The following is a 24,860-nucleotide window of genomic DNA, read 5'->3' on the forward strand; positions in this document are numbered from 1 at the left end:
GGAAGGCCTACACCCCGAAGTGCGCCCGCGGAGGACCCTCAGGCAGCCGCTTGAGGATGTCCTCCGCCACCCAGCGCACCTTGATGTTCCGGTGGCTGGAAGCCTTGGCAAGAATGGCAAAAGCCTCCTGGTACGAGCACCGGTTCTGGGCCATGATCACACCGCAGGCAACGTTGATGGACGTGCGGCTGTCCAGGGCCGAGCGCAGGTCTGTGGCCGTTGCCTTGGCTCCATGGAGGCTGACGGCCACTTCAAGGCTCTTGGCCGCGAGCCCGGCGAAGCTGCGGGCTTCCGCGATAACCTGCAGCGGGAAGGCCTTGGCGTCCTGGGCAAACAGCGCCAGGGCAGCGAGTGTTTCACCTGCACCTGCATCCCCGTCCGCAGCCTCGCTTGTGACCCGAAGCCGGATGGCCATGGCGCTGCCAAACCCTGCCAGCTGGAGTTGCGTAGAGTAGCGGGGCCAGCGAAAGTCACCGTTCCGCTGCAGTACTGCCACAGGATGGCCGCCGACGAGCACTTCGCTCAGGGGCCCTTCCTTGGCTTGCTGCTCCCACTCCAGGAGCTCCACAAGGCCGTCATCGGTGCCCGTGACAACAGGGTTCCTCTTCACCTGGTGCACCACGGCGCCGCATTCAATCCGCAGGCCCGTCGCCCGCGCAACCTTCCGGACAGCCGCCGCGGCAAGCACATCAAGGGAGTCACGCAGGGTGTGCGTGCCGCTTACCAGGTCAAGCAGGAGCCCGTCGTGGTGGACGTTCTCCGAGAGTCCTGGCCCGGCCGGGGCCAGGCTCGCCGGGACGTGCCGGCGGGTCTTTTCCTGCTGGGAATGGAGAGGGCCGGCGACGGCTGGGGGAGAGGCCTTGGTCTCAAAGGCCTCCTCGTCGCCGGCCCCGTTATGTACCCGTGTCCTGCGGACCGGGAAAGCCGAACTCTTGTGCTGTGCGTGCATTGCAGTCTCACACCCCCTAGTGAGCCAAGTACTACGAGTCAGAACATGTCTTGTCTCTGACAAGAACTTAGTTGCGCCTTTGATGCCGGTGAATGCGTAAGCGGTACCCGATTTTCAGATTAGGTACTACTTGGACTTCCGGCCCATGTGCCAGGCTGCCGGCATTGCCGGAGGTGGCGTCAACCGCGGGCCCCGGCGGTTCCGGTTGTCCCTGCCACGCCCTGTTCCGGCTGGGAGCTTGACTACCGCGGCGGCAGCACGAACAATATTTCTATAACGTTGTAGAACCTGAAACGAGGATGTTTTCGTGACCGCTGCAGAATCAGCCACCGCCAAGATCACTATGGACCCCGCTTTTGCCGTGGGGCCGGTCCGGCGGCGCACCTTCGGTGCCTTCGTGGAGCATCTTGGCCGCTGTGTGTACACCGGCATTTTCGAGCCGGAGCACCCTAAAGCGGACGAGGACGGCTTCCGCAGTGACGTGCTGGAGCTGACCCGCGAACTGGGCGTCTCCACGGTCCGCTATCCGGGCGGCAACTTTGTCTCCGGCTACCGCTGGGAGGACGGTGTTGGCCCCGCCGACAAGCGGCCGGTCCGGCTTGACTTGGCCTGGCACTCCACTGATCCCAACCTGGTGGGTGTTGACGAGTTCGCGAAGTGGTCCGCGAAGGCCGGGGTTGAAACCATGATGGCCGTGAACCTGGGTACGCGCGGCACGCAGGAAGCGCTGGACCTGCTGGAGTACTGCAACATCGACGGCGGTACCGCCTTTTCCGAGCAGCGCCGCGCCAACGGTGCCGGGAACGGCTACGGCATCAAGATGTGGTGCCTGGGCAACGAGATGGACGGCCCCTGGCAGATCGGACACAAGAACGCCCTCGAATACGGACGGCTGGCAGCGGACACCGCCCGCGGCATGCGCATGATCGAGCCCGACCTGGAACTTGTGGCGTGCGGCAGCTCCGGCCCCACCATGAGCACCTTCGGCGAATGGGAGCGCGTTGTCCTCTCTGAAACCTACGAGCTGGTGGACCTGATCTCGGCGCACCAGTACTTCGAGGACTTCGGGGACCTGCAGGAACACCTCTCCGCCGGCCACCGGATGGAAGCATTCATTCATGACATCGTGAGCCATATCGACCATGTGAAGTCGGTGAAGAAGTCCACCAGGCAGGTCAACATCTCCTTCGATGAGTGGAACGTGTGGCACATGAGCCGGGACGAGTCGCGGGCTCCCACCGGCAAGGACTGGCCGGTGGCCCCCGTCTTGCTTGAGGACACCTACACGGTGGCGGACGCCGTCGTCGTCGGTGATCTCCTGATCACCCTGCTCAAGAACACGGACCGGGTCCACTCAGCCAGCCTGGCGCAACTGGTCAACGTGATCGCCCCGATCATGACCGAGCCCGGCGGCCGCGCCTGGAAGCAGACCACGTTCCACCCCTTCGCCCTCACCTCCCGCCACGCCTCCGGAACCGTCCTCCAGCTCGCCGTCGAATCCCCGCTTGCCAGCGGCGGCAAGACGACCGGCTTTGCCGCAGTGTCCGCCGTCGCAACGTATGACGCTGAGAAGGGCGAGGCCGTGGTGTTTGCCGTAAACCGCTCGGTTACTGACTCGCTCGGCCTCGACGCCGTCGTGTCCGGCCTGGGCAACGTGCGCGTGGTGGAGGCTGTCAGCTACGCGAACAAGGATCCGTACTGGCAGGCAACCGCTGACGACTCGACCTCCGTCCTGCCTACGGAAAACGTCACCGCAAAGGCCGACGGCGGCCGCCTCACCGCCGAACTGCCGGCAGTGTCCTGGTCCATGATCCGGCTGGCCGTGGGACAGTAGCCCTCCCGGACATGGGCGAATGACGACGGCGGCCCGCGGGTGGGAGGATGGTCCGCATGGAACTGCACATCACAGGGGACCCCGCCGCGGACAAGTTGTTGAGCGAAGACGGCTTCGCACTCCTCACGGGAATGCTGCTGGACCAGCAGGTGACCATGGAATCCGCGTTTGCGGGGCCGGAGAAAATCAGGACACGGATCGGGTCCATGACGCCCCAGGCCATCGCGGAGCATGAACCGCAGGCCTTTGTGGAGATGTTCAAGGAGCGGCCCGCCGTCCACCGCTTCCCCGGCTCAATGGCTGCACGGGTGCAGGCGCTCGCTGAAACGGTGCAGAACGAATGGGACGGGGATGCAACCGCCATCTGGACCAGGGACAACCCGGACGGTGCCGAGGTGTTGCGCCGGCTGAAGGCCCTGCCCGGCTTCGGAGAGCAGAAAGCCAGGATCTTCCTGGCGCTCCTGGGCAAGCAGTGCGGCCTGCGGGCGCCGGGGTGGCGGGAGGCTGCCGGGCATTACGGTGAGGAAGGCTCGTATCTCTCCGTGGCTGACATCGTGGACCCGGAGTCGCTCACCAAGGTCCGCGCCAGCAAGCAGGCCGCCAAGGCAGCAGCAAAAGCAGCGAAGGACTGAAACCGCGGCCCACGCCTTCGCCGGGCCGGCGCGCGTCCCGCAGTTGCCGCCCCGGTCCCAACTTCTGCAACGATGTATGGCAGCAACTGGCGGAACCACACGAAGGAGCACAATGGCGGTCACCATGAATGACGTTGCGAAGGCGGCGGGGGTGTCGCTCAAGACTGTTTCCAATGTGCTGAATGACTACGAGTTCATTCGTCCGGCCACCAAACAGCGGGTCGAGGACGCCATCGCGGAGCTGGGCTACGAGGCGAACCTGACAGCACGAAGCCTTCGATCAGGGAAAACCCGCATGCTGGGCCTGGTCCTGTCAGACCTGTCATCGCCGTACTACGCAGAGCTCGCATCCAGGCTGATGAAGGCGGCATCGCGGCGGGGCTACCGGGTGCTGGTGGAACAGTCGGACGCCGTGGCCGACGTTGAGCTGAATGCACTGCAGGGCCCCTTCCGCCAGCTCACTGACGGCCTGCTGTTCACCCCGCTGATGATCGACGCTGACACTATCGCGGCCCGACTCGGCAAGAAACCCCTGGTCCTGCTGGGGGAACATATCCTCGATCCCCGGTTCGACCTGGTCACCATGAAGAACGGGGAAGCCGCCGCGGCCTTGACCGCGCACCTGCTGGCCTCCGGCCGCCATCGCATTGCGGTGATAGGCGCCCACCCGGAGGAGTCCGCGGGCAGCGCAGGCCTGCGGCTTAACGGCTACCGCGAGGCGCTGGACCGGGCAGGGGTCCCTTTCGACCCGGCACTGATCGCTCCGTGTGAGTGGCGCCGGGACAACGGAGCCGCCGCCGTAGCCGGGCTGCTGGAAAGGGGTGTGGATTTCGACGCCGTCTTCGGCCTGAACGACGTCCTGGCCCTGGGTGCCCTGCACGAACTCCTGATCCGCGGCGTCCGTGTTCCGCAGGACGTGGCGGTGGCGGGCTTTGACGATATCGATGAAGCCCGGTTCGCCTCACCGTCCCTGACCACCATCTCGCCGGGTATGGAGGAGATCGCCGAACGTTCCATTGGCCTGCTGATCGACCGGGTCGAGGGAGTTGAGGCGGGTAGCCAGGGACTGCACGTCGAAGCGGGGTTCCAGCTGAAAATCCGCGAGTCGGCGCCCTAGGTTTCACCCGGCCGGTCAGGGGGTACCTTTCCCCGAAAGCTCAACGAGGAAAGGTACCCATATGATTGCCCTTCTTGTCATCGACATGCAGAACGCGTTCTTCGAGGCACCCGAACTTGCGGCCCGGCAGGAGCAGCTGGTGGCATCCTGCAACAGGCTGCTCGAGGCCTTCAAGGCAAGCGGGCACAAGGCGCTGATCGTGGGCACCGAGCATGAGCGGGACAAGTCCACCTGGTCCCTGAACATGCTGGACGACGACCAAGGGTTCATCTTCCGCGGCAGCGAGCAGGCCCAAGCCGTGCCCGGCCTCGCCATCGACGGCCTGCCCCAGCTGAACAAGACGCGGGACAGTGCCTTCGTCGGCACAAACCTGCTGTCCCGGCTGCGCAACTGGGGTGCTGACGAGGTGGTGCTCGTCGGAGTGTCCACGCACAACTGCATCGCCCAGACCGGAGCGGACGCCTTCGCGCACAACATCCGGGTCACCTACGCGAAGGATGCGATGGCCTCCGAGGACAACCAGGACGCGGCGGACATGCTGCGCATCCTCTCAACGAGCTACCGCCAGCCGGTCCAGACCATTGACGAGATCCTGGCGCGGCTAACTCAGGAAAAGTAGGCCGCTGCGTCTCCCCACCTTTCAAGGAGGACGACGGCGTGTCCCGGCGAAACGCCGTCGTCACCGGCCTTTCCGGCGGCAGAACCTGGGGAAAATGAGCGCGTTGCGGCAGGCCGGTGCCAAGCAGCCCGGCGGAGAGCGGCCGCTAACACAACTGAAACCTGGTTGAAACTTCTGCAACCTACTGTGGGTCCCACGCCGCAGCACGCGGCCTGTTGAAGGGACCCGCATGCACCTGATGCCGCGTGAGCAGGAAAAACTCATGATTGTGGTGGCCGCCGACCTCGCACGCCGGCGCCAGGCCCGCGGCCTGAAGCTCAATTATCCCGAGGCTGTTGCCGTCATCAGTTATGAACTGATCGAGGGTGCCCGGGACGGCCGCAGCGTCGCCGACCTCATGAGCTACGGCACTACGCTCCTGCGCCGGGAGGACGTGATGGAAGGCGTTCCCGAGATGGTCCACGACGTGCAGATTGAAGCAACCTTCCCGGACGGCACCAAGCTCGTCACCGTCCACGATCCCATCCGCTGAAGGGCAGGCCATGATTCCAGGGGAGTACATTCTTCGGCCCGAGCCTGTGACGGCGAACGCCGGGCGGGAGGCGATTGACGTCGTCGTGATAAATACCGGTGACCGGCCCGTGCAGGTGGGATCCCACTTCCACTTTGCCGAAGCCAACGCCGCCCTGGTCTTCGACCGCGAAGCCGCCTGCGGCCGGCGCCTGGACATCCCCGCCGGGACCGCCGCCCGGTTCGAACCGGGGGACTCGCGGAACGTTCGGCTGATCGAACTGGCCGGCGCGCGGGAAGTCTACGGGCTGAGCAATGCCGTCAACGGGCCCCTGCCGGAGGCCACGCTGTCCGCACGGGCACGGTCCGAAAAGAAGGAGGCCGGCAAATGAGCTTCGAGATCCCCCGCCGGCAGTACGCCGACCTGTACGGCCCGACGACGGGTGACGCCATCCGCCTGGCGGACACCGGACTGTTCCTCGAAATCGAGAAGGACCTTACGGTCTACGGCGAGGAAGTGGTGTTCGGCGGTGGCAAGGTGATCCGTGACGGCATGGGTCAAAACGGCCAAGCGACGCGGGACGGCGGCACCACCGATCAGGACATCCCGGACACCGTTATCACCAACGCCGTGATCCTCGACTACACGGGAATCTACAAGGCTGATGTGGCGATCAGGGACGGGCACATTTTCAAAATCGGCAAGGCCGGAAACCCGCAGATCACCGACGGCGTGGACATCATCATCGGCGCCAGCACGGAGATCATTGCCGGCGAACGCAAGATCCTCACCGCCGGGGGAGTGGATACGCACATCCACTTCATCTCCCCGGACCAGGTCCCCGCGGCGCTGACCAGCGGCATCACCACGATGATCGGCGGCGGCACCGGACCGGCCGAAGGCACCAAGGCCACCACAGTGACGCCGGGAAAGTGGCACATCCAGCGCATGCTGCAGGCGGCCGAAGGCTTCCCCATGAACATCGGCCTGTTCGGCAAAGGCCACGCGTCCGCCGTCGAACCTTTGGCGGAGCAGATCCGCGCCGGTGCCATCGGGCTGAAGGTCCACGAGGACTGGGGATCAACCACTTCATCGATCGACACGTCGCTGACAGTCGCTGACGAATACGACGTCCAGGTTGCCATTCACACCGACACCCTGAACGAGTGCGGCTTCGTGGAGGACACCATCCGCGCCATCAACGGCCGCGTCATCCACACCTTCCACACCGAGGGCGCCGGCGGCGGGCATGCCCCGGACATTATCAGGATCGCCGGGATGCCCAATGTCCTGCCTGCGTCCACCAACCCCACGCTGCCGTACACGCGCAACACCATCGAAGAACACCTGGACATGCTGATGGTGTGCCACCACCTCAACCCGGACATCCCGGAAGATGTAGCGTTCGCGGACTCGCGCATCCGTGCGGAGACCATCGCCGCCGAGGATGTCCTGCAGGACCTTGGCATCTTCTCCATTACCTCCTCCGATTCGCAGGCGATGGGGCGGGTGGGCGAGGTGATCACGCGCACCTGGCAGGTGGCGGACAAAATGAAGAAGCAGCGCGGGGTATTGCAGGATCCCGACGGCGGCTCCCACGGCAGTGCGGGCAGCGACAACTTCCGCCTCAAGCGCTACGTGGCCAAGTACACCATCAACCCGGCCATCGCCCAGGGCATCGCGGACTCCGTGGGGTCGGTGGAGGTGGGCAAGTTCGCGGACCTGGTCCTGTGGGATCCTGCCTTCTTTGGCGTCAAGCCCGAACTCGTGATCAAGGGCGGGCAGATCGCCTACGCGCTGATGGGCGACGCCAACGCCTCCATCCCCACCCCGCAGCCGCGGACCATGCGGCCGATGTTCGCAGCCTTCGGTAAGGCTCTGCAGCAGTCCTCCATCACGTTCCTGTCCCAGGCAGCCATCGACGCCGGCGTCCCGGCCGAGCTGGGCCTGGAAAAGGTCATCCGGCCCGTCTCGGGAATCCGAAACCTGACCAAGGCCGACCTGAAATACAACGACGCCACCCCGGACATCCAGGTGGACCCGGAAACCTACCAGGTAACGGTCGACGGCGAGGACGTCACCTGCGAGCCGTCCGACGTCCTGCCTCTGGCCCAGCGCTACTTCCTCTTCTGAACCCCTCGGAGACCCACATGATCATCGAAAAAGTCCTCGGCAACCTGCACGAACTGCCGGACCCGCACGCCTACGCCAACCTGCACCAGGAGAAAGTGGTGCTGCCCAGCGCACAGCTCGTCAAACGCATCCAGCGGGCCACCACGGACCACGGCAAGGAGATCGGCATCAGGCTTCCCTCCGGCTCCGGCGACCTCCGCGATGGTGACATCCTGCACCTGGCCGACGCCAACATGATCGTGGTGTTCGTACTGCCCACCGACGTCCTGGTGATCGCGCCCCGGACCATCCACGAGATGGGGGTCGTGGCCCATTCCCTCGGCAACCGGCACCTGCAGGCACAGTTCTTCGATGCATCGTCGGAATACCAAGCTGAAGTCATGGTGTGCGCCTACGACCACACCGTCGAGGACTACCTTCGACACGTGGGTGTGCCCTATACCCGTCAGGAACGCGTCATGCCTGTACCTTTCCGCCATGCTGAGCACTCGCACTAGTCTCCCCGACGGCGGGCTGGCTGCCTCGGGGGCTTCGGCGGGAGATAGGGGCCGTGCCCGCTCCGCGGTGCCCGCCACGCCGCGGCCCCTATCTCCCGCCTCCGCCGATTCGAAAGGTCGCCTTTCATCGAGGTGCCTGGGATGAGCTACCAGCTTGCCTTGCAGCAGTTGACTGATTCGGCGCTTCCTACCGGGGCCTTTGCGCACTCCTTCGGCTTTGAGACGTATATCGAGCGGGAGCTCGTTTTTGATGAGGGGTCTTTTGGGGTTTGGCTTTCTGCTTTTGTCTCGCAGTCGCTTTCCTTCTCGGATGGATTGGCCATTCGGTTTTTGTATGAGGGGGTTGATGTCCTTGAACTCGATGCTCTGCTCTCCGCTTCGCTTTTGCCTCGGCAGGTTAGGGAGGCCATCGTGAAGATGGGGCTCCGGTTGCTTGAGATTGGTGGGGAGATCTTTCCTTCGCCTGCGCTGGGACTGTACCGGGACCTGGTGGCCAGCGGCAGGGCCGCGGGGCATCAGCCGCTGGCGTTCGCCGTCGTCGCCCGCTCACTGGGAGTGCCGCTGCAGGAGGCGCTCACCGCCTACCTTTTCGCCGCCGTCACGTCCTTGACGCAGAACGCAGTCCGCGCCATCCCGCTCGGCCAGAACGCCGGGCAGCGGCTGCTGCGGCAAGCGGCCGACGACGTCGCTGCCGCCGTCGAACGCGTCCCGCACCTGATGTTGGACGACTTCGGGGCCGTCACCCCCGCACTGGAAATTTCACAAATGCGGCACGAACGCCAACGTGCCCGGATGTTCATGAGCTAACTGTGCTTTTCAAAGGAGGAACAATGACTGAACCCATCAAAATCGGCATCGGCGGGCCGGTCGGCGCCGGCAAAACCCAACTGGTGGAGCGGCTCACCCGCCACATGAGCGGCGAGATCTCCATGGCCGCCATCACCAACGACATCTACACCATCGAGGACGCCAAAATCCTCGCCGCCAACGGCATCCTCCCTGTGGACCGGATCATCGGCGTCGAAACCGGCGGCTGCCCCCATACCGCCATCCGCGAAGACACCTCGATGAACACCGCCGCCATCGAGGAACTCAAAGCCCGGCACCCGGACCTGCAGGTGATCTTCGTCGAATCCGGCGGTGACAACCTCTCCGCAACTTTCAGCCCCGAACTCGTCGATTTCTCCATCTACATCATCGACGTGGCCCAAGGCGAGAAAATCCCTCGCAAAGCCGGCCAGGGCATGATCAAATCCGACCTCTTCATCATCAACAAAACCGACCTCGCCCCCCACGTCGGAGCGGACTTGTCAGTCATGGAAAGGGATTCCAAAGAGTTCCGGGGTGCAAAACCCTTCTGCTTCACCAACCTCAAGACTGACGAGGGACTCGACGCCGTCATCGAATGGGTGCGGCGGGACGTCCTGATGCTCGACCTGGCGTCATGACTCCAAGCAGTTCCGCCGTTATCGCGCCTTGGGCGGCGCCCGCGGATGAAGGGGGCCGTGCCCGCTCCGCGGTGCCCGCCACGCCGCGGCCCCCTTCATCCGCGACCGCTCATCGCCCAGAGAGAGGGCGGTTGGAGCTTGTCCTCAGTGAGCGCGGCGGCAGGACTATCGCTCGGAGCCAGTTCCATGAAGGCGCTCTTCGCGTGTTGCGTCCGCACTATTTGGACGACTCCGGTCAGGTTTGTTACGTCGTCGTCAATCCTGGCGGGGCCTATCTTGGGGCTGACCTCTTTGTGCTGGATGTTGAAGTCCAGGATGGTGCTGATCTGCTGCTGACTACCCAGTCTGCTACCAAGGTGTACAGGACTCCCGGGTCTTTTGCTGAGCAGCGGATGTCTGTGCGGCTGAGGGAGGGGGCGCGGCTGGAGCTGATGCCTGACCAGCTGATCGTTTACCGGGAGGCCAGCTACCGGCAACGGATGAACGTCACTCTCCGGCCGTCGTCGTCATTGGTGATGGCCGAGGTGGTGACACCCGGGTGGTCGCCGGACGGTACTGCCTTCCGGTACGAGGAACTGCGGCTGCGGAACGAAATCCAGGTCGAAACCGGCGGAGGAAGCCAGTTGCTGGCGCTGGACAACCTGCTCATCCGGCCGCCGCTGGGGGAGGTCACCGGGATGGGGTTTATGGAGGGCTTTAGCCACCTGGGTTCGCTGATCGTGGTGGACCGTCGGGTGGACCAGGCGCTTGCCGACGAGCTGCACCGCATCACATTGGAGCATGATGCCTTGGCCGGAATCTCACTGACCCGCAGCATCGCGGGAACCACGGGGCTGGTACTTCGCTCGCTGTCGAACAGCACAGGGGAAGTGAACCTCCTTCTTCGCGCCTGCACCTCCGTCCTCCGCGAGCGGTGGCACGGGCAGGAACCACTGAACCTGAGGAAGCACTGATGGCAGCCGACCCGAACGTCACCACCCTCTACCGCGGGCGGGACGCCTTGCCGCTGCGGACCCGACTGCTGTGGATGTTCGGTGCGGTGGCCGGCCTGCATGCAGCCGCCGTCGTGCTTCTGTTCGCCGGCGGTGCAGGCAATCCCGGGGGAACCGGTGCCCAGGCCCTCACCGGGGGACTGGTCCTGACGGCCTATCTCGCGGGTGTGAAACACAGTTACGACTGGGACCACCTTGCGGCGATTGACAACTCCACCCGCAAGTTCGTGGCGAGCCGCCAGGACCCGGTCAGCGTCGGCTTCGCCTTCAGCCTGGGACACAGCTCCGTCGTGACGCTGGCCGGAGTGCTGGTCATCGCCGGGGCCGCCGCCATGGGCGAATTCATGCAGGACGGATCAACCGGCAACCTGGTGCTCGGGCTGATCGGCACCGGCGTTTCCGGGTTGTTCCTGCTGGCGATGGGCCTCTTCAACGGCTCGGCCTTCACCCGCTCCGCCCAGGCCTACCGCCGGGCGCGTGCCGGAGAAGCAATTGATCCCCAGGACCTCCAGCCCGCGGGACTGGTAGCCCGGCTGCTCGCCGGGCCGCTGGCCAAGGTGCGGCGGCCGCGGAACATCTATGTGATCGGCTTCCTGTTCGGGCTGGGCTTCGACACCGCCACCACCATCGGGCTGCTGATGATGACGACGGCGGCCTCCCTCGCCGGGGTGCCGCCCATCGCCCTGCTGGCACTGCCGCTGGCATTCACTGCCGCCATGACCCTCTGCGACTCCGTGAACGGGCTGGCCATGATGCGGATGTACCGTTCAGCGCTGGATGACCCACAGCGAAGGCTGGGCTTCAATGCACTGGTCACGGGCATCTCGGCGGTGTCCGCCCTGTTCATTGCGGTGATCACGCTTGGCGGGTTCGTCAACGCCGCCTTCGCGCTTGAGGACCCCCTCACGGTGTGGCTGGGATCCATCGACCTGGGCCACGCCGGGCTGTTGCTGGCGGCGCTGCTGCTGGCAGTGTGGGCGGCGGCGGGACTGAAGGGGCAGGTGGGCAGCGCCGGGCACCGATAAGCACGCCGCCACCAGGCTGTGTGGATGGCCGCGCTGCTCAGGCGGCCATCCGGCCTTTACTCTTCCGGTGCGGGCGGTTCTTGGCAGCCGGCCGCTCAGGAGCGCGCGACGCCTGGCGGACCTGCCCGCCGTCGGGCACCGTGCTGTCGGCGTGGAGATGGACGCCATGCTCAACCAGCACGCCCGAACCAATCCTGCAATGGCTGCCGATGTGCACGCGGTTTCCAATCACGGTTCCCCGGCCGATGCGTACGCCATCCCCAATAACGGCCCGGTCCCCGATCTCCGCGTCGCGGTCAATCCAGCTGCCATGCCCAATCCTGCACCCGGAACCAATACGGACGCCAGGTTCGACGTACGTCATGGATCCGATGCGGGCGCTTTCGGCGACGACTGCTCCAGGCGCAACGAGCCCGCCGCCGTTGCCATGCCTGGCGTAGCGGGTCACCTTCCCGGCATCGTCCTCAACTGAGACAAACTTTGCGTTCATTCAATCCCTCGTTAACGGTGCGGCGATTTAGCCGCATTGAGTTAACGGTTGACAACTCAAAGGGATTCCCGATCGGCGCCCGGAAGTCGTGTGTCAGGGCGTGCCCTCCCCGGCGTCCACCACGTCGTCGTCAGGAGCGGCATCCTCCGTCAGCTGCAGCACAGTTCCCTGGTAGGCAGGCAGTTCGAGGAAGAAGCTGTGCAGGTCATCCACCTGTCCCACTGTTTCACCACTGAACAGATCGTGGACTGCGGCGCCGGGCGCCAAATGGCTGGACTGGATGCTGCCGGAAATATCCTGGTCCGAGAAATTCAGCACGGTCACCCCGAGCTGGCCGCCTTCCAGCCGGACCACCATCACCAGCAGCCCACGGTTGGAAACGTCCGGCACATCAAGCAAGGCGCCTGTGGCAATGCCGCTTTCCTCACGGACCGTCAGGATGCGCTGAAGCCGCCGGGCATAGGAATTCGGGTTGTTCAGCTGTTCAGGAAGGGGGCCGTAGAGGCTCCGGGCCCGGGGCATGCCGGACGAGGAGGCCTCCGCTTCCGGGCTGGTTCCCATGATGTCGTGGGCCCCGCGGTTAATCCAGCGGGTGTCACCCTGGGCTGTAAGTTCCGCGACGCTCTTGCGGTCCAAGGCGGTGATGCCTGCAAGGTCCCAGCCGGACAGGGCAAAGACGCCTGGCTGCAGGGCGTTGTACATGGAGAGGAGGATGTGCACATCCAGGACCCGGGCTTCCTCCTCCGCAGAGATGGCGTCCGGGTCCTTGATCCCCAGGGCCGCCATGATGAAGCTGACGGAGGTGCAGGCAATGCCATTGGTGGTGAACACGGCGTTGTAGGGTGCGTTCTCCCCGGTCAGGCGCTCCCGCATGGTCTGTTGGACCTGTTCTGCAAGCTGGGCCCCGGTGAGCTCCTGGCCGTTGAGCTCGAAGATGTCATCCCGGTGCCCGGCAGCGAAGTGCATCAGCTCGTACGTCAGCTCGTCATGGTTCTGCAGCGCATGGACCAGGGACGCCTGGTCCACACCGATCTCCATCGAGAGCCGGAGGGTAAGCCGCAGGAACTCGGTATCGGAGGTGACCAGGGCGTAGTGGTAGGCAGGTCTGGTGATGAAGTCGTAGGACAGGTCAGGCCCTGCCTCTGACGTCGCCTTGATGTCGTCAATGGTCAGGTTCAGTTCTTGGAAGGAGAACCCGCCAACCTTGCGGATCATGGAGCCGATGAGCTGGTTGGCGGCCTCGGACAAGGGGTGCCCCTCGGACCAGCCAGGCTGCTCCTCGGCACTCTTCTCCACTCCGAGGAAGCCGTTGGCATCGAGCCTGAGCGCGCCGGTGCCCAGGTCAACCAGGGAGTGCAGAGCGTCGCCGACCACAAGCCGCATCCCGGCGAACGTGGGGTCCAGCCAGTTGATGGAGGGCTGGCCGGCCTTGAAATAATGCAGGTAAACCCAGCGGCGGGTCTTGCCAGTGGTATCCACGATCGGCCGGGTGGCGCTCCAGTTCGTTTCCTTGACGCCGGGCTCGTAGAAGATGACCCGCTGCAGCCGGCCAATGATGTAGCCGGCTTCCTGCAGGCCCTTCTCGGAGTCGGGGCTCAGGTTCACCGAATCCTGCCCTTCCGGCACGTCCGGCAGCAGGTTCCAGTCCTCCTCAGGGATATCGATCATGTGGTATATCCCCGGGTAGTCCCGGAAGTTCATTTCGGCAAGGCGGAAGTCCGCTCCCTTGCCGGTATGGCCCGGGACAATGTCATCGATGATCGTTCCGCCGTGATCCGCGGCCACCTCGCACATGGACCGGAATTCTTCCTCGGTACCAAAAACGGGATCGATTGCCATGCTGATCCGGTCAAAGTGCCCGTCCACGCTGGGCGTCTGGGACCAGCCGCTGATGCCTCCGGCCAGCTTGACGGGGCCCGTGTGGATGGCCCTGATGCCAATCTGGCTGAAGGCACTCCACATGTCGGGATCACCCAGAGCGGAAAGGAAGGACTGGGTGGACCTGGTGATGAAGGACAGGGGATAGGCGGTAAACCACACAGGTGCGCGCTCGACAGCAGCCCGCGGGTTGGGGTGGGCGTAGGAGTTCTGCCACATGCTGGCCTGTCCGGACAACTGCCGGGCCAGCGTGTTCGCGTCTCCCAGCATCGCCTGGTTCCGCAGCCATTCGACGTAAGCCGCATTCCGCCCGTCGAATTCGAAGGATGGGCGGGCGGCAAAGTACTGCCGCCGCCGCGCCGTCGGCCTTAATGCCTTGGGCCGGGCAGGATAAAACTGCTCGTCGAAGGTGACATCCGGTTCTACGGACGGCTCGGCTGCCGCCGCATCCAGGTCCTGGTCTTCACCCGCAACGGTGTCCTGTTCAAAAAAACCGTCGCTGGCCATCGGTTCCCGCATGAGTCCTCTTTCTACAGGTTGTTTCCGCGGTCCCAAGGCGTAGTGCCTTGTCGCCCTGCTTATAGTCACCGTACCCGGGGGTGCCAAGACTATTCGGGCGAACTACGAAACTACCAAGAAGGAGCTAGGACACCAGGTTCGCCGCGGCCGTGTCCATATGCGCAAGGATGGTCTTTCGGGCCAAATCCGCGTCACCGGTGTCGATGGCGGTGACAATGTCACGGTGACGGTCAACACTCATGTTGCTGACGCCCTTGTCGAGCCCGGCGAACATGATGCCTCCTAAAGCGCCCGATTGACTCCGGCCGGGGCTGTGCTTCCCGTCGGCCTGTTCCTAGACTGGGGCAATGATCACAGTCACCGGAAGTGTGGAAACCAAATTGTCCGCAGAGAAGGCCTTCGCCTTCCTCAGCGCCTTCGAGAACACCAGCGAGTGGGATCCCAACACTCCGGTCATGGAGAAACTGACCCCTGGTCCGGTGGCGGTAGGGCACCGGTATCACGCCGAGTCCGAATTCCGGGGGAAACGCCAGTCCCTGGAATATGAGGTCATCGAGCTTACCTCGAACCACATCAAGCTCCGGGGCGAGAACAAGACCGTTACCGCGTTTGATTCGATCGACGTAAGTCCTGCCGGCCAGGGGTCCCTGGTGAAGTACACGGCAGAGTTCAGCATCAAGGGGCCGGCCAAGATCGTCCAGCCACTCCTGAAGCCGGCGTTTATGTCCTTGCGGGACCCTGCATTAAACGGGATACGTGACACGCTCAATTCCTTGGCAGCCGCCTGAGCTGCTGCCGCCGGGCCGTTCCTGCCCTAAGCCTCGGGAACAGCAGTCCCTCATCAGGTCAATCATTTCCTGATGTGGGACGACCCTGCCAAGGGGATGGCGGCACGAGCCACGCAACCTGTTCCTTCCAGGCAAAGCCGGTTTTCACCTATGGATCGTGCTGTTGTCCCATGATAATTTGACCGTCCAGCGTCGCTTACAGGAAGCGATCCAAGGAGGAGGGCGAGCTCATGAGTGATACCAATTCCGCCGGAACCAACGTGGACGTCGTGGACATCCTGACCAGCGACCACCAGGACATGGTCGCATTGATCGGGCAGATCAAAAGCACGCCCGATGGCATTGCGCGCAGGGACCTTGCGGACACCCTGATTGCCGAAGTAATGCGCCATGCCGTCGCGGAGGAAATGTACGTCTATCCCGCCATTGAGGACCACGTGCCCAACGGCAAAGAAGAAGTGGAGCATGACAAGAAGGAGCACGACGACATCGTCAAGCTGATGAAGCGGCTGGAAAAGGTTGATTCGTCCGACCAGGAGTTCATGGAACTGGTCGGTGAGCTTGAGGGGCAGCTGACCCATCACGCCAGCGACGAGGAATCTGAACAGTTCCCGAAGCTGCGGCTTCACATCCCCCGCGAAAAACTTGTCGACATGGGCGAAAAAGTGGAGAAAGCGAAGAAGCTGGCACCTACCCGGCCGCACCCCAGCGCCCCGCACTCCGAGCTGTTCCACAAGACCGTGGGACCGGGTGTGGGAATGGTGGACAGACTCCTGGACAAGCTCACGCATCGACACACGGACTCGAAGGACGCGTGACAGGCTTGCCCGCCGCTTAAATGGCGGGTTGCCTTGGCAGTGGCGCCACCCGCGCGTAGGTTTGCAGGAGTTCTTGCCTGCCAGCCGACACCAAGGAGGAGCCATGAGCGACGGCGCCATGGACAGTACCGCACCGAGGAACAGCCCCGCGGCCACCCCGCCGCAGCATTCTTCATCCAAGGCCGGCCACGCCGACCGGATTGATGACGACGGCGGCCGTCCGGCCAAGTGGCGGATCATTGGGCCCGGCCTGGTGGTCGCGGCCACCGGTGTGGGAGCAGCCGACATGGTGGCCACGCTCGTGGCCGGTTCCCGGTACGGCTACGGACTGTTTTGGGCCGTCATCGTGGGCGTGGTCCTGAAGATCATCCTGGTTGAAGGTGCCGGCCGCTACACGCTGGCAACCGGAAGGACCATTTTCGAGGGGTGGCGCTCCCTCGGTAAATGGACCACCTGGTATTTCGGGCCCTACATCATGATCTGGGGGTTCGTCTACGGTGCCACAGCCATGTCTTCTGCGGCACTGCCGCTCGCGGCCGTGTTCCCGATCCTGCCGCTGTGGGCATGGGCCATCCTGATGGGCCTGGCCGGCTTCGCAATGGTGTGGTGGGGGAAGTACGCCACCTTCGAGAAGATCACTGCCGTGCTGGTGGGCATGATGTTCGTGACCGTGGTGGGCCTGGCCATTATTGCCGCCCCGAACATCCCTGAAATGCTGACCGGCCTGATCCCGATGATCCCCTCAACGGACGGCGGCATCTTCTACACCCTTGCCCTGGCCGGGGGCGTGGGTGGAACCATCACGCTCGCCGCCTATGGGTACTGGCTCCGCGAAAAGGGCTGGTACACGCCCAAGTGGATGAAAGTCATGCGGATCGACAACTCCATGGCCTACGTGATGACAGGGATCTTCGTGATCGCCATGCTCATCGTCGGTGCCGAGGTTGTCCGCTCCGCAGGTGTCTCCCTTAGTGCCAGCGATGAAGGACTCCTGGACCTCTACGGCGTTCTTAAGGCGGAGTATGGCGACGTGGTGGGAACCGGCTTCCTCGTCGGTTTTTGGGCCGCTTCCTTCTCCTCCATCATCGGCGTGTGGAATGGCGTCTCCCTGATGTTCGCTGACTTTTGGGGCAACATGCGGGGCAAGGAATCCGGGCACCCTGACACCCGGGTGGGCGGGAAGTACTTCAAGTTCTACATTCTGTGGCTTACCTTCCCGCCCATGATCCTCTTCGCCTTGGGCCAGCCCATCGGCCTGATCCTCCTGTACGGAGCCCTGGGCTCGCTGTTCATGCCGTTCCTGGCGCTGACCCTGCTCGGCCTGCTCAATGGCAGGCGGATCCCGAAGGAGTGGGCCAACAAACTGCACTCCAACATCGCGCTGGGGATTTGCGCGCTGCTGTTCGTGGTCCTGGGCATCCGCCAGTTCTGGACCTCCCTCTCACCGCTCTTCGGCGGTTAGGGAGGCACAGACAGTGAGGGACCGATACCGCCGCGCCTAACTCCATGGCAGTTGGCTGCTTCGGCGAAGCCGGCATGATGCCTGCGGATCCAGGGGCCCGAAGCCGGCTTAAGTAAGTGCCCGGTCCGCCCCGCTGGCCAGCGGGGCGGACCCCGCACTGTGGGTGCTCGACCAGATCTGGCTCATCTCTTCAGTGGACTGTTCCACAATCCTGCTCATGGCCGCGTGCGCCGCCCCGGCCTCACCCCGCTGAATCGCGCTGGCCACGTCCACGTGCAGCTGCAGTGCCTCATGGTGCGGCAGGTGGGGCATCAGTCCGTGTTCGGTCCGTCCGGTAAGGACTTCCGCCACGAGGTTCTGCAACTGGGAAAACATTGCATTGCCGGAGGCCTTGAGCACCGCGGCATGGAACTCCACGTCCAGCCGGAGGAACTCCTCCTGGTCTCCGCGCTGGCCGGCGGCCCACAGCTTGGCTGCCTGGGACACGAGCTGGCTGCCGGCGTCCCAGGAAGCCCGTTCAGCCGCAAGGCGGGCAGCCTGCGGTTCAACGGCTCCGCGAAGTTCATTAAGCGCCTGCAATTGCTCCAGCCGCCGCGAGGAGGCAAGGCGCCACCGGATCACTTGCGGGTCGTAAAGGTTCCAGGACTCTTCCGGCTGCACCACGGTGCCGAACCGCCTCCGGGACTCCAGCATGCCTTTCGACGAAAGCACCCGGGACGCCTCGCGGACCACTGAGCGGGACACGTTGTGCTGCGCCTCCAGCTCGTCCAGCCGCAGGACGGAATGGGGTGCCCAACGCCCATCGGCGATGGCGAGCCCCAGGCTCTCGACCAGCGCGCCATGCAGGTCGGTCGGAGACACCGCCTTCGGGGTTTTCATGGATAAATCATACGGGTTACCAGGAAAGGGTTGTCTAAGTCTGCCTTATTTCCCTATGATCGCTTCCAAGGCAGATGTAAAGACGCATTTGCAGGGCGGCTGGACAGTGACGTCAGCCCTCAGGAAGCAAGGGAGTCGTAATGAAGCGACGTTCAATCGTGAAGTACGCGGCCGTCGCCGCAGCACTTTCGCTCGGGCTGACCGCATGCAGTGGCAGCGGCAGTGACGATGCCAAGGAATCGGGGACTGTCCGGGTGACCCTGGCCAACCATGTCTGGACTGAAGGCATCAAGGCAGCCATCCCGGAATTCGAGCAGTCCAGCGGGCTCAAAGTGGAACTGACCCAGCTCGGTGAAGACCAGCTCTCCGACCAGTACAACGTCAAGCTCAACGCCGGCAGCGACGAAATCGACGTCATGATGTACCGGCCGCTCCAGGAAGGCAAGGCGTTCGCAAAGAACGGCTACCTTGCGGACCTGACCGAAAAGGTGTCCTCAGACTCCGGCTGGGACTGGAAGGACTACCAGGAAGGCCCGGTCAAGGCCACCACCGTGGACGACAAGGTCGTGGGTGTCCCGATCATCACGGAACGCGAAGTGCTTTACTACCGCAAGGACCTGCTGCAGGCAGCCGGCCTCGAAGTTCCCAAGACAATGGAAGAGCTCGAAGCAGCAGCCAAGGCAATCAAGGCATCGTCTCCTGATACCGCTGGCTTCGTTGCCAGGACCGGCAAGTCTGCCGCAGTCACCCAGTTCTCCAGCTTCCTGTACAGCTTCGGCGGTGACTTTACCGACTCCAGCGGCAAGTCCGCCGTCAACTCCAGCGAGGCCAAGGAAGCCTACGCCTACTACGGCGGCCTGATCCGTAACTATGGTCCCGCCAACGTCAGCACGGATATGAGCTGGCCCGAGGCGATGGCGATCTTCACCCAGGGCAAGGCCGCCTTCTACACCGAAGCTGACTCGCTCTACAAGAACGCCACGGACCCGGCCAAGTCCAAGGTTGCGGACACGGTTGGCTTTGCGGCCCTGCCGGCCGGCCCTGCCGGTTCGAAGCCGTACAACATTCCCTCATGGGGCCTCGCTGTGAACGAAGCTTCCGGCAACCAGGAGAATGCCTGGAAGTTCATCCAGTGGGCCACCAGCAAGGAACGCACCCTGGCTGCGCAGAAAGCCGGCGTCCCGGGTCCCCGGGCTTCCGTTTGGGCTGATCCGGAAGGAACCTCCACCTACCCGAAGGACCTTGCCGACGCCATCGCCGTGAGCGCAGAGAACGGTGTCGGCCACGATCGTCCCGAGGTTGTCACCGTAGGCAAGGCCCGCGAGATCGTGGGCGAACCGATCGTCGCCAGCATCACTGGTGCCGACACGGCTGCCGCAGCTGATGCTGCCCACGAAGCGTTCCAGAAGTTCCTGGACGGCGAAAAGAAGTAACGCCTCCGGCCTGTGCGCCTGCGTGTACCGCAGCCTGCATCACAGCCCTGCGGGACGGCAGCCTTGCCGTCCCGCAGCGGCCCGCTACCCCCAACTTTTTAGGTGAGCCATGTCCGTAACGAACGCCGCCCGCAGCGCTCCGGCCCGCAGCGCCGGCCGCCCTCCCAGCCTGGGAGGGAATATCTCCGCTTGGTCCAACCGGCACCGCAAATGGCTTTTCGCGGCCCCCGCGATGATCTTCGTTGGCGTGCTGATTGTCTTCCCGCTGGTGTGGACCCTTTACCTCAGCCTGACCGATTCGCAGGGCTCCGTCCGCGCCGCGACAGAGTTCATCGGCTTCCAGAACTACCTCACCGTCCTCACTGACACTGACCGGTTCTGGCCGGCCGTGGGCCGCACCATGACGTTCACCGGTGTTGCGCTGGTCTGTGAGGTGGTGCTCGGCATGGGCATCGCACTGCTCCTCTGGCGTCCCTTCCGCGGCGAAAAGTGGGTCCGGGTGGCAATCCTGCTACCGCTGGTGGCCACCCCGGTCGCCGTCGGCATGATGTGGCGGCTGATCTTCGACCCGAACATCGGCTTCGCCAACCAGCTGCTGGGCATGATCGGCATTCCGCCGCAGCCGTGGCTCTCCGGCCAGGACACCGCACTCGGAACCACCATCTTCATGGACGTGTGGCAGTGGACCCCCATGGTCGTTTTGATCCTTCTTGCCGGCCTGACATCGCTGTCCGATGAACCCGACGAAGCGGCAAGGGTGGACGGCGCCAACGCCTTCCAGCGCTTTTTCTACATCACGCTGCCCCTCATGATGCCCACCGTCATTGTGGCCATCCTGCTCCGCGGCATCGATGCACTGAAGACCTTCGACATCCTGTATGCCACCAAGGGCAAGGGCGGAGGATCCTTCAACGAAGTGGAAACCCTGAACGTCTACGCCTATGGCCTGAGCTTCGACTACAACCAGTACGGCCTGTCGTCCGCGGTTTTGATCCTGTTCTTCATGATCATCATCGGCTCCATGTGGCTGCTGACCATGCGCAAGAAAGCGGTAAGCAAATGACCGTCCTGACTCCTGGCCAGACGTCCACCGGAAAGCCCCCGGTGGTCCACCGCCGTCGTAAGCCGCTGGCGACGCGCGCCTACAAGGTGTTCCGCGTTGCAGCCCTCATCACCGTGGTGCTGTTCCTCATTGCACCGTTGTTCTGGATGCTCCTTGCTTCACTCAAGACCAACGTGGACATCTACGACACCGGGAAGGCTCTCATCTTCTCGCCCACCGGCGAGAACTACGCCAACGTCCTGCAGCGGAACAACTACTTCGTCTTCATCTTCAACAGCTTCTGGGTAGCCTTCGTCTCCACCGCACTGTCGATCGTGCTCGGAGTACCGGCCGCCTATGCCATGAGCCGCTTCACCATGCACCGGTCCGCCCTGGTGGTCCTGATGGCCCGCGTCATCCCTGGTGTTTCCCTGCTGGTGCCCTGGTACTACGTGTTCTCCAACCTGCGGATGGTGGGCCGGTTCGAGGTGCTGATCCTCAGCCACATGTTCGTCGCGCTGCCGCTGATTGTCTACATCATGATGAGCTACTTCGATTCCCTGCCGCTGGAGCTGGAGGAGTCCGCCCAGGTGGACGGACTCACCCCGATCGGCGCCTTCCGCCGCATCACCCTGCCGCTTTCCGTGGCCGGAATCGCCACGGCCGGGATCCTCTCGTTCATCTTTTCCTGGAACAACTTCATGTTCGCCCTGGTGCTCTCCGGCTCCAGCACGAAGACGCTGCCCGTCGCCATATTCGATTTTGTCTCCTACGCCAGCATCGACTGGGGCGGGCTGATGGCCGCGGCCACCGTGGTCACCATCCCGATCATGATCATTGCGCTCTTCACGCAGAAGTACATCGTGTCCGGCCTCACCGCCGGCGCGACCAAGGGCTAGGCAACAAAATGACCCTCATCAGCAGGATCGAAACCTTCCTCGTCGCGCCGCGCTGGCTCTTCGTCCGCATCGAGACCGACAGCGGGATCGTCGGCTGGGGGGAGGCAACATGCGAAGGCCGCAGCGAAACCGTCCGCACCGCCGTCGAACAGCTCGCCGAACTCCTGGTCGGCAACGACGCGCTGCGGATCGAGGACCACTGGCAGGTGATGACCAAAGGGTCCTTTTACCGCGGTGGCCCCATCCTTGCCAGCGCGGTCGCGGGACTTGACCAGGCCCTCTGGGACATCGCCGGCAAGTACTTCAATGCGCCGGTGCACCAGCTCCTGGGCGGCCACGTGCGAGACCGGATCAGGATGTACGGCTGGGTGGGCGGTGACGAGCCCAGCGAGGTCGCCGACCAGATCAGTGCCCAGCTGGAGGTAGGCCTCACCGCCGTCAAGATGAACGCAAGCGGCAGGATGAGCCCCATCGCCTCCGTTGCAGAGATCGACGGCGTCATCCGCCGGGTTGCGGCAGCGCGTGAGGTCCTGGGTGAGCACCGGGACGTCGCGGTTGACTTCCACGGCCGCTTCAGCCTGGCAAACGCCCGCCGGGTGGCGCCGCTGCTGGAACCCTACCGGCCCTTCTTCCTGGAGGAACCGGTCGTCCCGGAGAACACCCACCTGCTGCGCGAATTCACCTCATCGACGACGACGCCGGTTTCGACCGGTGAGAGGCTCTACAGCCGGCAGGAATTCCTGCCCGCGCTCCAGGCCGGCATCGCCGTTGCCCAGCCGGACCTTTCCCACGCGGGCGGCATCACGGAGGTCCGCAAGATCGCCTCGCTGGCTGAAATCTACGAAGTCCAGCTGGCTCCGCACTGCCCGCTGGGACCGCTTGCCCTGGCTGCGTGCCTCCAGGTGGGGTTTGCCACGCCCAACTTCCTGATCCAGGAACAGAGCATAGGCATCCACTACAACCAGGGGGCCGAGGTCCTGGACTACGTGGTGGATAAATCGCCGCTGAAGTTCGTGGACGGGCACATCGAACGGCTTACCGGCCCGGGGCTGGGCATCGAAATCGACGAGGCCGTGGTGCGTGCCGCAGACAAACGCGGGCATGCCTGGCGCGGGCCCATCTGGCGCAATACTGACGGCGCTTTCGCAGAATGGTGACGGCCGGGAAGCGGGCACGGAGTTGGACACCCCTATGAAGGAGAAGCCCAGTATGGACAACACCCTGACCCCGGAGGCCCTGCTGGCCGGGGTACGCCGGACCAGGCTGCTTGCCATCGTGCGGGGCACGGACGGAGCGGCCGCAGCCAGGGCAGCGCTAGCGGCCATGGAAGAAGGCTTCCACTACGTTGAGATTGCCCTGACCACACCCGGAGCGCTTGAGGCGATCAGCGAGGTGCGGGCAGCAGCTCCTGCCGGATCCTTCGTGGGCGCCGGCACAGTGCTGACGAAGCAGGACGTCGACGGGGTCGCGTTGGCCGGCGGCCAGTTCATGGTGACGCCGTCACTCGCACCATCCATCGAAGAAGCAGCCGGCCGCGGCTTTGGCGTCCTTGCGGGAGCCCTGACACCCAGCGAGGCTTTAGAAGCGATGCGCCGCGGCGCCACGGCGGTCAAGCTCTTCCCTGCTTCCATCGGCGGACCAGGTTACCTCAAGGCGCTCCGTGATCCATTCCCGGAGATTCCGTTCATCGCGGTTGGCGGCGTCGGGCTTGATGAGGCAGCAGGATATTGGGATGCCGGGGCAATCGCCGCCGGCCTCGGAGGACCGCTCTTCGGGGACGCCGCGTCCGGCGGGGACCTTGCCCCGATGCGGGAGCGCGCCCGCAGGTTCGTCACCCTCGCCGGCGGGTACGACAGCCAGGCAGGTTCGGGGGACAGGCGGTGACAGCCACAGCCGGATCCTCCCCGGTAGACCTCCTGACCCTTGGTGAGTCCATGGTTTCACTGCGCTCCACCGCGCCGCTCGCCCTCGGCGGCGCCCTGACAATGCACGTTGCCGGCGCTGAATCCAACGTGGCCGTTGGCGTGGCCAGGCTCGGGCACACCGTCAGCTGGGGCGGTGTGGTGGGTGCAGATCCGCATGGCGAGTTCATCCTCCGGCAGCTCCGGGGTGAGGGAGTCGGGCTGCATCACCGCGAGGATCCTGACCGCCGGACCGGGGTGATGTTCCTCGAACAGCGCACGGCCGACGTCACCCGTGCCTTTTATTACCGCTCCGGGTCTGCTGGATCAACGCTGAGCCGGGAAGACGTGGACCGGGCCCTGCGGCCCGGGGCACGCATCCTGCATCTGACCGGTATTACTCCCGCCCTTAGCCCCGAGGCCCGTAAAGCCGTGGAGTATGCTGCGGAACGCGCTGCTGCTGAAGGGCTGGTGGTGTCCCTTGACGTCAACTACCGCAGCAAGCTCTGGGCCCGGGAAGAAGCGCGGGAGGTGCTCACGCCCCTCATGCGCTACGCCACCATCCTGATCGCGTCCGACGACGAACTCGACCTCGTGGCCGTCCCGCCGGCCGGGCTGCCGGAACCGGAAGGACAGGAAGCAACCATGGCGGCGGAGCTCCTGGAACACGGAGTCCGCGAAGTGGTGATCAAGCGGGGTGCCGCCGGCGCCGGTGTCTACAGCCCGGAAGGACAGTGGGAAACCCCGGCAGTATCCGTTACCAGCGTGGATACCGTGGGAGCCGGAGACGCCTTCACTGCCGGCTACCTGTCAGCCCTGCTTGACGGCGCCGATATCCCGGGACGCCTGCAGCGCGGTGTCCTCACCGGAGCCTTCGCGGTCAGCACTGCCGGGGACTGGGAGGGGCTGCCTGCCCGCAGTGAGCTGGCACTGCTCACAACCACCCCCGGCGGAACCACCCAGCGCTGATTCTTCCGGCCCCCGGCGTCCTATT

At 64.3% G+C, this 24,860-nt stretch carries 26 protein-coding genes; 21 read left to right on the forward strand and 5 right to left on the reverse strand.

Translation table 11 applies throughout. The features are described from left to right. Positions 1-7: 7 nt before the first annotated feature. Positions 8-949, reverse strand: a complete 942-nt coding sequence (locus CXX84_RS12785; protein ID WP_102977084.1) for an ANTAR domain-containing protein — start codon at positions 947-949, stop codon at positions 8-10. A gap of 343 nt (positions 950-1,292) precedes the next feature. On the opposite strand from CXX84_RS12785, the gene CXX84_RS12790 reads away from it, so the two are divergent. The 12 genes from CXX84_RS12790 (at position 1,293) to CXX84_RS12845 (ending at position 11,757) form a co-directional block, all read left to right on the forward strand. After that, a complete protein-coding gene (locus CXX84_RS12790; RefSeq protein ID WP_411266213.1) occupies positions 1,293-2,783 on the forward strand; it encodes an alpha-N-arabinofuranosidase in 1,491 nt (496 codons plus the stop codon). A 47-nt stretch (positions 2,784-2,830) separates the two neighbouring features. Then, positions 2,831-3,415 carry an HhH-GPD-type base excision DNA repair protein gene (locus CXX84_RS12795; RefSeq protein WP_102977086.1) on the forward strand — a complete coding sequence of 195 codons (585 nt, stop codon included), beginning with the start codon at positions 2,831-2,833 and terminating at the stop codon, positions 3,413-3,415. Positions 3,416-3,527: 112 nt separating this feature from the next. Next, on the forward strand, positions 3,528-4,532 hold the full coding sequence (locus CXX84_RS12800; protein ID WP_102977087.1) for a LacI family DNA-binding transcriptional regulator: 1,005 nt from the start codon (positions 3,528-3,530) through the stop codon (positions 4,530-4,532). Between the two features lie 61 nt (positions 4,533-4,593). Beyond that, complete coding sequence (locus CXX84_RS12805; RefSeq protein ID WP_102977088.1) at positions 4,594-5,151, forward strand: cysteine hydrolase family protein; 558 nt, start codon at positions 4,594-4,596, stop codon at positions 5,149-5,151. Between the two features lie 229 nt (positions 5,152-5,380). Next, on the forward strand, positions 5,381-5,683 hold the full coding sequence (locus CXX84_RS12810; protein WP_102977089.1) for an urease subunit gamma: 303 nt from the start codon (positions 5,381-5,383) through the stop codon (positions 5,681-5,683). Positions 5,684-5,693: 10 nt separating this feature from the next. After that, positions 5,694-6,053 carry an urease subunit beta gene (locus tag CXX84_RS12815; RefSeq protein ID WP_102977090.1) on the forward strand — a complete coding sequence of 120 codons (360 nt, stop codon included), beginning with the start codon at positions 5,694-5,696 and terminating at the stop codon, positions 6,051-6,053. Then, entirely contained in the window at positions 6,050-7,795 is a 1,746-nt protein-coding gene (gene ureC, locus CXX84_RS12820) for an urease subunit alpha (protein ID WP_102977091.1), read from the forward strand. Before CXX84_RS12815 ends, ureC begins: the two co-directional genes overlap by 4 nt. A 17-nt stretch (positions 7,796-7,812) precedes the next feature. Continuing rightward, complete coding sequence (ureE, locus tag CXX84_RS12825) at positions 7,813-8,292, forward strand: urease accessory protein UreE (RefSeq protein ID WP_102977092.1); 480 nt, start codon at positions 7,813-7,815, stop codon at positions 8,290-8,292. Between the two features lie 141 nt (positions 8,293-8,433). Further along, positions 8,434-9,099: an urease accessory protein UreF gene (locus CXX84_RS12830; protein ID WP_102977093.1), complete on the forward strand. Its 666-nt coding sequence runs from the start codon at positions 8,434-8,436 to the stop codon at positions 9,097-9,099. Positions 9,100-9,122: 23 nt separating this feature from the next. Further along, positions 9,123-9,740, forward strand: a complete 618-nt coding sequence (gene ureG, locus CXX84_RS12835; RefSeq protein WP_102977094.1) for an urease accessory protein UreG — start codon at positions 9,123-9,125, stop codon at positions 9,738-9,740. Beyond that, complete coding sequence (locus tag CXX84_RS12840; RefSeq protein ID WP_102977095.1) at positions 9,737-10,693, forward strand: urease accessory protein UreD; 957 nt, start codon at positions 9,737-9,739, stop codon at positions 10,691-10,693. Before ureG ends, CXX84_RS12840 begins: the two co-directional genes overlap by 4 nt. Continuing rightward, positions 10,693-11,757, forward strand: coding sequence for a HoxN/HupN/NixA family nickel/cobalt transporter (locus tag CXX84_RS12845; RefSeq protein WP_102977096.1), 1,065 nt, complete (start codon positions 10,693-10,695; stop codon positions 11,755-11,757). Before CXX84_RS12840 ends, CXX84_RS12845 begins: the two co-directional genes overlap by 1 nt. Before the next feature lie 37 nt (positions 11,758-11,794). Here CXX84_RS12845 and CXX84_RS12850 read toward each other — a convergent pair whose 3' ends face one another. The 3 genes from CXX84_RS12850 to CXX84_RS12860 all read right to left on the reverse strand — a co-directional run bounded on the left by CXX84_RS12850 (position 11,795) and on the right by CXX84_RS12860 (position 14,918). Next, positions 11,795-12,247, reverse strand: a complete 453-nt coding sequence (locus CXX84_RS12850) for a DapH/DapD/GlmU-related protein (protein ID WP_102977097.1) — start codon at positions 12,245-12,247, stop codon at positions 11,795-11,797. 93 nt (positions 12,248-12,340) lie between these two features. Then, complete coding sequence (gene treS, locus CXX84_RS12855; RefSeq protein WP_102977098.1) at positions 12,341-14,644, reverse strand: maltose alpha-D-glucosyltransferase; 2,304 nt, start codon at positions 14,642-14,644, stop codon at positions 12,341-12,343. Between the two features lie 124 nt (positions 14,645-14,768). Beyond that, positions 14,769-14,918, reverse strand: a complete 150-nt coding sequence (locus CXX84_RS12860) for an FCD domain-containing protein (RefSeq protein WP_223253086.1) — start codon at positions 14,916-14,918, stop codon at positions 14,769-14,771. Positions 14,919-14,991: 73 nt separating this feature from the next. Here CXX84_RS12860 and CXX84_RS12865 point away from each other — a divergent pair, with 73 nt between their 5' ends. The 3 genes from CXX84_RS12865 (at position 14,992) to CXX84_RS12875 (ending at position 17,712) form a co-directional block, all read left to right on the forward strand. After that, a complete protein-coding gene (locus CXX84_RS12865; protein WP_102977099.1) occupies positions 14,992-15,432 on the forward strand; it encodes an SRPBCC family protein in 441 nt (146 codons plus the stop codon). 230 nt (positions 15,433-15,662) lie between these two features. Further along, positions 15,663-16,250 carry a hemerythrin domain-containing protein gene (locus CXX84_RS12870; protein WP_102977100.1) on the forward strand — a complete coding sequence of 196 codons (588 nt, stop codon included), beginning with the start codon at positions 15,663-15,665 and terminating at the stop codon, positions 16,248-16,250. A gap of 103 nt (positions 16,251-16,353) precedes the next feature. Then, positions 16,354-17,712 (forward strand): Nramp family divalent metal transporter, encoded by a 1,359-nt coding sequence (locus CXX84_RS12875; protein WP_223253087.1) that lies wholly within the window; start codon positions 16,354-16,356, stop codon positions 17,710-17,712. 108 nt (positions 17,713-17,820) lie between these two features. Here the strand turns inward: CXX84_RS12875 and CXX84_RS12880 are convergent, their stop codons facing one another. Then, positions 17,821-18,591, reverse strand: a complete 771-nt coding sequence (locus CXX84_RS12880; protein WP_102977101.1) for a FadR/GntR family transcriptional regulator — start codon at positions 18,589-18,591, stop codon at positions 17,821-17,823. Between the two features lie 140 nt (positions 18,592-18,731). Here CXX84_RS12880 and CXX84_RS12885 point away from each other — a divergent pair, with 140 nt between their 5' ends. From CXX84_RS12885 to CXX84_RS12910, 6 genes are all read left to right on the forward strand, one after another. Continuing rightward, on the forward strand, positions 18,732-20,024 hold the full coding sequence (locus CXX84_RS12885; protein WP_102977102.1) for an ABC transporter substrate-binding protein: 1,293 nt from the start codon (positions 18,732-18,734) through the stop codon (positions 20,022-20,024). 109 nt (positions 20,025-20,133) lie between these two features. Beyond that, on the forward strand, positions 20,134-21,087 hold the full coding sequence (locus tag CXX84_RS12890; RefSeq protein ID WP_223253088.1) for a carbohydrate ABC transporter permease: 954 nt from the start codon (positions 20,134-20,136) through the stop codon (positions 21,085-21,087). Then, on the forward strand, positions 21,084-21,965 hold the full coding sequence (locus tag CXX84_RS12895) for a carbohydrate ABC transporter permease (protein ID WP_102977103.1): 882 nt from the start codon (positions 21,084-21,086) through the stop codon (positions 21,963-21,965). The genes CXX84_RS12890 and CXX84_RS12895 overlap by 4 nt, the downstream gene beginning before the upstream one ends. An 8-nt stretch (positions 21,966-21,973) precedes the next feature. Further along, complete coding sequence (dgoD, locus tag CXX84_RS12900) at positions 21,974-23,122, forward strand: galactonate dehydratase (protein ID WP_102977104.1); 1,149 nt, start codon at positions 21,974-21,976, stop codon at positions 23,120-23,122. Positions 23,123-23,174: 52 nt separating this feature from the next. Beyond that, positions 23,175-23,849, forward strand: a complete 675-nt coding sequence (locus tag CXX84_RS12905) for a bifunctional 4-hydroxy-2-oxoglutarate aldolase/2-dehydro-3-deoxy-phosphogluconate aldolase (RefSeq protein ID WP_102977105.1) — start codon at positions 23,175-23,177, stop codon at positions 23,847-23,849. Next, entirely contained in the window at positions 23,846-24,835 is a 990-nt protein-coding gene (locus tag CXX84_RS12910) for a sugar kinase (protein ID WP_223253089.1), read from the forward strand. The genes CXX84_RS12905 and CXX84_RS12910 overlap by 4 nt, the downstream gene beginning before the upstream one ends. Positions 24,836-24,860: the final 25 nt, after the last annotated feature.

This window comes from Arthrobacter sp. AFG7.2, assembly GCF_002892835.1.
Taxonomy (GTDB): Bacteria; Actinomycetota; Actinomycetes; order Actinomycetales; family Micrococcaceae; genus Arthrobacter.